General features: G+C 55.6%; 2 tRNA genes and 1 rRNA gene. All 3 read right to left on the bottom strand.

From position 1 onward, the window contains the following. Window positions 1-124: 124 nt before the first annotated feature. Window positions 125-200 (bottom strand) — tRNA-Ala (locus AC0CH3_RS17740). 21 nt (window positions 201-221) lie between these two features. Next, a tRNA-Ile gene (locus AC0CH3_RS17735) sits at window positions 222-298 on the bottom strand. A 243-nt stretch (window positions 299-541) separates the two neighbouring features. Further along, a 16S ribosomal RNA gene (locus tag AC0CH3_RS17730) occupies window positions 542-592 on the bottom strand; the annotation flags it as partial.

Below are 592 nucleotides of genomic sequence, written 5' to 3'. Positions count from 1 at the left end.
AATCGAGCACCTCACGGCATCGATTTTAAAAAACCCATTCACAATGTCAAATACGGGTCGTCTCGACCCAATCACCGTGCTCTCGCACGGCGAACCGTTTCTCTTCATCTCTAGGTTATGCAAATGGTGGAGCCTATCGGGATCGAACCGATGACCTGATGCTTGCAAAGCAACCGCTCTCCCAGCTGAGCTAAGGCCCCATATTTTTTAAAGCGCGAAAGTGGTGGGCCTGGGTGGATTCGAACCACCGACCTCACCCTTATCAGGGGTGCGCTCTAACCAACTGAGCTACAGGCCCGCGCCTCGCTCGCGCGCCCGTCAGTCGCAGCAAAGCTGCGCCTTGTGGGCGCGCTTGACAGCGCTGGCCGAGCTAGGCGACGTGCGAATTAGCTCACGCTAATTCGTCTCGCGCCTTGCGCTTAACCTAGTGATGAAGGGACATGAGGACGGCGGCTAATGTTCTTTGGAATGGAAGAAGCTCTTCCGACAGGGTGGCATCCGAAAATGCGGGCCTATCAGCGCTTTCTGCCGATATCCTTAGAAAGGAGGTGATCCAGCCGCAGGTTCCCCTACGGCTACCTTGTTACGACTT

The organism is Sphingomonas sp. AC449 (assembly GCF_979253475.1).
This window is presented reverse-complemented; position numbering and strand designations above follow the sequence as displayed.